Raw genomic sequence first — 8,427 nt, 5'->3', positions numbered from 1 at the left:
GGGGGGGGGGGGGGGGGGGGGTGTGTCCGCGCCGCCCCCCCCCCCCAGCCGTACGGCGGGCTCGTGGGTGATGCCGCCGAACATCACATGGCTCATCCTGCCGAGCTGGTCGCGCACGGCGGCGTCGAGGACGGGGTGGCGGTAACCGTGCACGGCGGCCCACCACGAGGACATGCCGTCGACGAGTTCGTCCACCCCCTCCACGGGACGGGCGAGGCGCAGGCGTACTCCCGAGGCCGATTCGACGACGACCGGATCGCCGTGCCCCGGCATGGGCGCGTAGGGGTGCCACACATGGGCCCGGTCGAGTGCGACGAGCTGGTCGGGGTCCATCGGCGGCGCGGCTGGGGTCATGGGGTCCGAATCCTCCTCGGCGGTTCGTCCATTTTCCGAGTGTAACGACCGACGCATTGCATTTGAGCCACATCTATCAGAGCGGATGGCGGTTTGACTGGAAATCAACTTCTGATTGGTTCAAGCCGTCGGCGAGCCAATGCATTTCGGCCATCGACCGGCGTGATCGACCTCAACTCCGGCCTCGTTATTACCTGGACTTGCTTGCTGGTACGTTGATCGGAACAACCCCGTTCGTACAGCCGGTTCACGAGACCGGCTCGACTTGAAAGGGGAGCTCGGAAATTCACGATCCTGACACGCGTGATCGCGCACGGGGTCCCTGGGAGGCGTCATGCCCCACAAGGTGATTCTGGCGCTGCTCGCGATCGGCTCCTTCGCCGTCGGCACCGACGGATTTGTCATCAGCGGGATTCTTCCGCGTATCGCCGGTGAACTGGACGTGTCCGAACCGGTGGCCGGACAGCTCGTCACGGCCTTCGCGCTCAGCTACGCGATCAGCGCACCGGTCCTGATGACCCTGACCGCCGCCCTGTCCCGGCGCGTCATGCTCCGCGGCTCGATGCTGGCCTTCCTGCTCGCCAACGTCCTGGGTGCGCTCGCCCCCACGTACGGGGTGCTGATGACGGCCAGGATCCTGGCCGGGATCAGCGCTGCCCTCTACATGAACACCGCCGCGGCCACCGCGACGGCGCTCGCGGGGGAGCGGTACCGGGGCCGGGCGGTCTCCCTGATCATCGGCGGGCTCACGGTGGCCACGGCGCTCGGCGTGCCCGGCGGTACGCTGGTCGGACAACTCGGCAGCTGGCGACTGACGTTGGCGCTGGTCGTGGCCCTGGCCCTGCCCGTGTTCATCGGGCTGTTCCTGGTGCTGCCCGCGGTGCCGCAGCCTCCGGTGATCAGCATGCGCGACCGGGTGCGGATCGGCGCACAGCGTCCGGTCCTGCTGGCGGTGCTGGCCAACCTGTTCGCGGTGGCGGGCTGCTTCACCGTCTTCACCTACCTGGCGGCGTTCACCCGGGCCGCCACCGGCATGAACGACGCCAGCGTGAGCATCGTCCTGCTGGTGTTCGGTGTCGCGGGCGCGGTCGGCAACGCGATCGGCGGACGGCTCAGCGACCGTGTCGGCGCGGAGCGGACCTTCACCGCCTCCGTGTCGGGCGTCGCGGCGGCCCTGGTGCTGCTGGCGGTTCTGGCCGGGTGCTTCGCCTCTGACTCGACGGTCGTGGTGGCGGTCTTCCTCGCCGTCACGGTCGCCTGGGGAACGGTCTACTGGGCCGAACCGCCCACCGCCATCCACCGCGTGCTGGACCTGGCTCCCACCGCCCCGAGCGTGGCGATCTCCGTCAACAGCTCCGCGTCGTACCTGGGCGTGGCCCTGGGCGGCGCGGTCGGCGGGGCGGTGCTCGACAGGCTCTCGCCGGCCGCCCTCGCGTGGGCGGGCGCCTGCCTGGAGCTGATCGCTCTGGCGCTGGTCGTCCTTCCGAGGCTTTCCGCGGCTCGCAAGGGACGGGCCGTGGCGCCCGCGCACGAGGTGTGACCTTGATGACTTCCGGCTCTCCGGTGCTGACACAGGGGCTCCGGAGCTGGAACGGTATGAAACAGATAATTCATCTTATTTTGGGGGAGGTTGGCCACCCGTGGCTAACGATGACGTTTTCGACCGGCTCACGACCTGCGCCGTGGACGTCTTGCAGGTCAAGGCCGAGTCCGTGACCCCGGACGCGAACCTGACCGAGGACCTGGGCTCCAGCAGCCTCATCCTGGTGGAGCTGGTCATGGCCATCGAGGAGGAGTTCGGCATCTCGGTGCCCGACGAGGCGGTGGAGGACATCCACACCGTCGAGGACCTGCACCGGCTCATCCTCTCGCTGGTCGCGTGATGGCCGGCAGGACGGCAGGGGCACGCCGCGTCGCGGTCACCGGACTCGGTGTCGTGAGTGCCTGCGGCACGGGCGCGGAGGCCTTCTGGGAAGGCCTCTTCCAGACCCCGCCCGACGGCCACCGGGAACTGACGGACTGGGACCCGTCGCCCTGGATGGACGTCCGCGAAGCCCGCCACACCGACCGGTTCACCCAGTTCGCCGTCGCCGCCGCCGACATGGCCCACCGCGACTCGGGACTCACGGAGGTGGACCCCGAACGCAGCGGCGTGGTCGTCGCCACCGCGCTGGCGGGGGTCAGCACCTTCGAACGGCAGACCGTCATCCACCAGGAGCGCGGCGCCCGACGGGTCTCCCCGTTCCTCGTACCGATGATGATGGCCAACGCCGCCGCCGCGACGGTGGCCATGCGCCAGGGCTGGCGCGGTCCGTGCGAGAGCCTGGAGACCGCCTGCGCCGCGGCCACCCACGCCATCGGACACGCCGCCCGGATGATCGCCGACGGCACCTGCGACAGGGTGCTCGCCGGCGGCACCGAGGCCGCGATCACGCCCACCATCGTCGCCGGGTTCACCAACATGCGGGCCCTGTCCGCCTCCGGCCGCACCCGGCCCTTCGACGCGGAACGCGACGGCTTCGCCATCGCCGAGGGCGCCGCCGTGCTCGTCCTGGAGGAATGGGACACGGCGGTGGCGCGCGGTGCCACCATCTACGGCGAGGTGCTCGGCTCCGGCAGCACGGCGGACGCCCACGACATCACCATGCCCGCCCCCGGCGGCGGCGACGCCGCCCGGTGCATCCGCCTCGCCCTCGAGGACGCCGGAGTGCGCCCGGAGGAGGTGCGGCAGATCAACGCCCACGGCACGGGCACCCTGCGCAACGACGAGGCGGAGACCAACGCCATCCTGTCGGTGTTCGACACGTGCCCGCCGGTGACCTCCACCAAGGGGGCGACCGGACACGCGTTCGGCGCCGGCGGTGCGCTGGAGGCCGTCGCGGTGCTCCTGTCCATGCGCCATGAGCTGATACCGCCGACCGTCGGCCTCACCACGGTCGACCCGGCGCTCGCCGTCGACGTGGTGACCGGCGAAGGCCGGAAGTGGCAGCCCGGCCCCTCCCTCACCCAGTCGTTCGGTTTCGGCGGCCACAACGGCGTCCTCGTCCTCGGCCCTGCCGGATAGCGTTCGGAGCGAAGCGATGGAAGCAGAGCGACACAGCGATCCGGGCGACGTGTTCGCCTGGATCGACGACAGCACGCGGCGCCGGGACCGGGCGGGCCTCACCCGCCGGGTCCAGGTCCGCGGAGCCCGGCCGGACGTGATCGACTTCGGTGGCAACGACTACCTCGGCCTCACCCGCCACCCCCGCGTGGTCCAGGCGGTGGCCGACGCCTCCCTGACCTGGGGCGCCGGCTCGACGGGCTCCCGGCTGGCCACCGGAACGACGGAAGTGCACGCCGAACTGGAGCGGGAGCTGGCCGAGTTCAGCGGAGCGGAGGCCGCGCTGGTCTTCTCCTCCGGCTACCTGGCCAACCTCGGCGCGGTCACCGCACTGGCCCGCCCCGGCACCCTGATCGCCTCCGACGCGTTCAACCACGCCTCCCTGATCGACGGCTACCGGCTGTCGGGCGCGGACGTGGTCGACATCGCGCACGCCGATCCGCAGGCACTGGAGCGGGTGCTCGCCGAACGGGAGCAGCAGCGCGCGCTGGCGGTCACCGAGTCGGTGTTCTCCGTCGACGGTGACCTCGTGGACGTCGACGACGCGCACGGGCTCGGCGTCATCGGCGAGCGCGGAGAGGGGGCGGTGGCCGCCGCCGGGCTGGCCGGCAGCCCCGACGTGGTCACCACCATCACCCTGTCCAAGTCCCTGGGCGCACAGGGCGGCGCCGTGATCGGTCCCCGCCGGGTGATCGACCACGTCATGAACATGGCCCGCAGCTTCCTGTTCGACACCGGGCTCGCCCCGGCCTCGGCCGCCGGAGCCCTCGAGGCGCTCCGGGTGCTGCGAGCCGAGCCGGACCGTCCGGCCCGGACCCGGCACGTGGCGGCGACCCTCGCCGAGCGGCTCGCGGCCATCGGGCTGCCGGTGACCGAGGCGCAGGCGGCCGTGGTCTCGGTCCGCGGGCCCTCCGCGGCCCAGACCGCGAAGTGGGCGGCGGACTGCCTGGCCGACGGCGTCAAGGTGGCGTGTTTCCGCCCGCCGTCGGTGCCCGACCGGTTCTCCCGGATCCGGCTCACCTCCCGCGCCGACCTGACCGAGTCCGAGATCGACCGTGCCATCGACGTGGTGGTCAAGCACAGTCCCTGGTAAGGAGGTTGTCCTGGGGCGACCTGGCCCGGGCGGAGTGAGGGAGACCGTCATGACGATCGCCGGTGGGTTCCTCCGGCACGCCGTGAACACACCCGGCCGGGCTGCCCTCGCCATCGGCGGGGGAGCCGGGCGACGGTGGAGCTACGCAGCGCTGCGGCGCGGCGCGCTCGACGTCGCCCGGGCCCTGCGGGCCGAGTTCGGCCCGCGACCCGGCCCCGGGGTCCGGATCGCCGTACTCCTCGGCAACCGCGAGGAGTTCGCGCGGATCTTCCTCGGCGCGGCCGTCGCCGGCATCCCCGTCATGGTCCTCGACCCGGCGTGGAGCGAGGCCGAACTCGCCGCCGTCCTGCGCGACGCACCGCCGGCCCGGCTGTACTGCGAGAGCGCCGACGGGCCGCTCGCGCGGCACGTGCCCCCCGCCACCCTGCTGGAGGTGGCCGGACCCGGCTTCGAGGCCTGGCTGCGCCGCGGCCACGGGGCAGGGGAGGACTCCGCCGGGCCCGCGGAGTTCGCCGGGGTGCCGGACAGCGCGCCCCTCCACGTCGGGTTCACCTCGGGGAGCACCGGCCGCCCCAAGGGCGTGGTCCGCTCGCACCGGTCCTGGCTGCGCACCTTCGACCGGTACACCGACGAGTTCGGTATCGACGCGCGCGACACGATCCTGCTGCCGGGCTCCCTCGCCCACTCGCACTTCCTCTTCGGCCTGGTGCACGGACTGCACGTCGGCGCGACCGTCTGCCTGATGCCCGCCTTCGACGCGGGCCGCGCACTCGACGACATCGAGCGGCACTCCGTCACCCGGCTCTATCTGGTGCCCACCATGTTCCAGGCGCTGCTCGAACACGCGCGCCTCCACCCGGGCCGCCGCTTCCCCGAGGTGCGCTCCCTGCTCTCGGTGGGGGCGAAATGGTCCCCGGCCCGCCGCGCCCTGGCCGGGGAGCTCTTCCCGAACGCCGATGCCGTGGAGTTCTACGGGGCGACGGAACTCAGCCTGGTCTCCGTGCTCCACGGGGACGCCGACGGCCCCCGGGAGTCGGTCGGCAGGCCCGCGGCCGGTGTCGAGCTCTCGCTGCGCTCGCCCTCGGGCGAGGAGGTCGGCGTGAACGAGCCGGGCCAGGTGCACGTGCGCAGCGACATGCTCTTCACCTGCTACCTCTCGGCCGCGGACGGCGAAGGCCCCGACGCCGACGGTTGGTTCACCGTCGGCGACATCGGCCGCGTCGACGAGCGCGGCTACCTCCACCTCGTCGGCAGGAGGAAGGGGATGCTGATCAGCGGCGGGCTCAACGTGCACCCGGAGCAGGTCGCGGCGGCCCTGCTCCAGCTGGAGGAGATCGCCGAGGCCGCGGTGGTCGGACTGCCCGACGACCACTGGGGCGACCTGGTGTGCGCGGTGGTCCGGTGGCGGGACGGTGCCCGCCTCGGGCTGACGGAGGTACGCGACAGGGCCTCGGCCCACCTGTCACGGCAGATGTGCCCCCGGCGGCTGTTCGAGGCGGACGCCCTGCCCTACACGTCCGGCGGAAAGATCGACCACGGGCGGGTGCGGAGCATCCTCCTCGGCGGCCGGCACGGAATGCGGGAGGTGCTGTGAACGGGCGGTGGCCCGTCGTGGCGGCGGACCCGACAGCGGGGCTCCGCTCAGTCCCGCTCCACCAGGACCTGCAGCGGGGCCCGGAACGAGAGCAGCGCCAGCATCTCGGGCGAGGACCGGTCCGAGAGCCTGAGGTCCGGGAGCCGCTCGGCGGTCATCCGCATCACCACGTCGGCCTCCATCCTGGCCAGTTCGGCGCCGGAGCAGCGGTGCCGCCCCAAGCCGAAGGACAGGTGCTTGCGGACGTTGGCCCGGTGCGGACACAGCTGCTCGGGGTTGTCGAAGACTTCGGTGTCCGAGCCGGTGGACGAGAGCATCAGCAGCAGCGGCGCACCCGCCGGGAGGTCCACGCCGGACAGGGTCATGGGCCGGCCGGTGACCCGCCGCCAGGTGGTGATGGGCGGATCCCGCCGCAGCACCTCTTCGGTCCAGGGCTCGACGGTCGCCGGCGACTCGGCGAACCGCCGCCACCGGCCGGGCTCCTGGAGGGCCCTGCGGTACATGGTGCTGAGCATCTGGGTGGTCGTCATCTGACCCGCGATGATCATGAAGTAGAGGACGGCGGCCTTCTGGGTCACGCCCAGCGGCTCCCCGTCCGGCAGCCGGTGCGCGGCGAGCGCGCCGAGCAGCGTGGCCTCCTCGGGCGCGGGCTTCGAGACCAGTGCGGTGAGCCAGGCGTAGAACTCGGCGGCCTCGCGGGCCAGCGCCACCTCGCGCTCGCCCCGCGGGCGGCCCCAGAAGAGCTCCAGAGAGGCGTCGCTCCACCGGGCCAGGGTGTCGATGTCCACGTCGATGGCCGCTTCCAGACCGAGCAGCCGCAGCATCACCCGGAAGGGCACGTCCCGCGCGATGGTCGTGGCCAGATCGCAGGTGCCGTCGGCGGCGAGGTGCCGCTCGACCTCGTCGAGCGCCTCCGCCACGACCTTCTCGACCATCGGCACCGAGGCGTTGACGGCCTGGGCGTTGAACAGCCTGGTCATGATGCGCCGATAGCCGGCGTGGCTGTCCGAGCTGTTGTTTGCAAGCGTTTGCGGGAGGTCGAACTTGACCCGTGCGAGGACGCGCAGCGTCGGCACGGAGAAGCGCCCGATCGCATCGATCGCATTGTCCGGAAGGTAATTCTCCGGGTCGAGGAGAATGGTGCGCACGTCCTCGTACCGGCTTATCAGCCAAAGTCCCGTGTTTTCGTCGTACTTCACGGGTTCGTTCTCGCGGAGTGCCGCCATCACCGGATACGGGTCGAGCGCGTACTCCTGGTCGAAAAGATCCACACTGCCAACGGGTATTGCCACCATCACGTCAACTCACCTTCCCCCGGACGACGGTATCAAGCCTTCATGATCACGGTGAATACCCGCTGGGGACCAGCCCGTGTGAGACGCATCTCGCGTGGACGGCGCCGGGGGCGGGTCCGCCGACGGACGGGCCGTCCGGAGGGATCCTCCGGACGGCCCGCACGCGTTCGGTTCGGCGTCTCGGCACCTGGGTGCCCGGACGCGTCCTACTGCTGGACGGCGTCGAGCGGGTTGCCGTTGTTGACGCCGGCCTTCTTGGCCGCGTCGATGGAAGCGGCGGACGGCTTCACCTTGGTGAAGGTGTCGTGGCCGACCAGGGTGGACTTCCAGGAGTCGGCCGCGGTGGTGCCGGAGGTCAGCAGCCACTGGGTGTTGATCTTCGCGTCGGCGCCGCCGACGTACTGGCCGCTCCACGTGGTGGCGGAGTGGGCGTTGCGGAAGTCATTCTTCCAGGCCACCGTCCAGCCGAGGGCGGTGCCGGTGCCGGTGGCGGCGGCGGTGTCGTAACGGCCGGTCACGACGTAGCGGCTCTCGGCGTTGCCGACGGCCGACTCGTAGGTGCCGGTGAGGCTGCCGTCCGTGTTCGCGGTCACGGTGAAGGTCGAGCCGAGCTGGTTGTACCAGGTGCCGGTGATGCCGGCGTCGACCGCCGCGACCTGGGCCTTCGAGTCCTTCGCGGGGTCCGCCGAGGCGTTGGCCGCAATCCCGACCGTGGTGAGCGAAACGGCGATGGCTGCAACGACGATCTTGCGCATGTGAGACACGAAAAATACTCCCCTAGGTGTTGCCGACGGGTCGGTCGACGCGCATGTTGTGCGCGTTTCCCGATTCCCGCCCGTCAAGGTTTGTGACCTCGGCCGCGCACCTGACGGTGCCGGTGGACAAACAGCAATACGGCATGGGCCCCTGGCGGCAGAACGGGATGGTCGAGGTCTCGGTCGATGGTTGCCAAGGGCACATGTTCGGTGAAAATCGTACTATTGATGAC

The 8,427-nt window shown here is 71.3% G+C and carries 8 protein-coding genes; 5 read left to right on the top strand and 3 right to left on the bottom strand.

Translation table 11 applies throughout. The features are described from left to right. Nucleotides 1-354: aminotransferase class III-fold pyridoxal phosphate-dependent enzyme (locus VR44_RS28810; protein ID WP_157880423.1), on the bottom strand; the 354-nt coding region annotated here is incomplete at its 3' end. 334 nt (nucleotides 355-688) lie between these two features. On the opposite strand from VR44_RS28810, the gene VR44_RS28805 reads away from it, so the two are divergent. From VR44_RS28805 to VR44_RS28785, 5 genes are all read left to right on the top strand, one after another. Continuing rightward, on the top strand, nucleotides 689-1,894 hold the full coding sequence (locus VR44_RS28805; RefSeq protein ID WP_052713868.1) for an MFS transporter: 1,206 nt from the start codon (nucleotides 689-691) through the stop codon (nucleotides 1,892-1,894). 100 nt (nucleotides 1,895-1,994) lie between these two features. Further along, the gene (locus VR44_RS28800) at nucleotides 1,995-2,237 is read left to right on the top strand and encodes an acyl carrier protein (protein WP_045950543.1); all 243 of its coding nucleotides are present in this window, start codon (nucleotides 1,995-1,997) and stop codon (nucleotides 2,235-2,237) included. Between the two features lie 53 nt (nucleotides 2,238-2,290). Continuing rightward, nucleotides 2,291-3,418, top strand: a complete 1,128-nt coding sequence (locus VR44_RS28795) for a beta-ketoacyl-[acyl-carrier-protein] synthase family protein (protein ID WP_245692394.1) — start codon at nucleotides 2,291-2,293, stop codon at nucleotides 3,416-3,418. A gap of 16 nt (nucleotides 3,419-3,434) precedes the next feature. After that, complete coding sequence (locus VR44_RS28790) at nucleotides 3,435-4,550, top strand: 8-amino-7-oxononanoate synthase (RefSeq protein ID WP_045950541.1); 1,116 nt, start codon at nucleotides 3,435-3,437, stop codon at nucleotides 4,548-4,550. Between the two features lie 49 nt (nucleotides 4,551-4,599). Then, nucleotides 4,600-6,144: an AMP-binding protein gene (locus tag VR44_RS28785; RefSeq protein WP_157880422.1), complete on the top strand. Its 1,545-nt coding sequence runs from the start codon at nucleotides 4,600-4,602 to the stop codon at nucleotides 6,142-6,144. A gap of 47 nt (nucleotides 6,145-6,191) precedes the next feature. On the opposite strand, the gene VR44_RS28780 is transcribed toward VR44_RS28785, so the two are convergent. Both VR44_RS28780 and VR44_RS28775 read right to left on the bottom strand, forming a co-directional pair. Further along, entirely contained in the window at nucleotides 6,192-7,439 is a 1,248-nt protein-coding gene (locus tag VR44_RS28780; protein WP_045950540.1) for a cytochrome P450, read from the bottom strand. A gap of 206 nt (nucleotides 7,440-7,645) precedes the next feature. Then, entirely contained in the window at nucleotides 7,646-8,194 is a 549-nt protein-coding gene (locus VR44_RS28775) for a streptavidin (RefSeq protein ID WP_045950539.1), read from the bottom strand. Nucleotides 8,195-8,427 lie beyond the last annotated feature (233 nt).

Origin of the sequence: Streptomyces katrae (assembly GCF_000966975.1) — a bacterium.
In the GTDB taxonomy this organism is placed as follows: domain Bacteria; phylum Actinomycetota; class Actinomycetes; order Streptomycetales; family Streptomycetaceae; genus Streptomyces; species Streptomyces katrae.
Note: the sequence above shows the minus strand (reverse complement) of the source record. Positions and strands in the feature narration are given on the sequence as shown.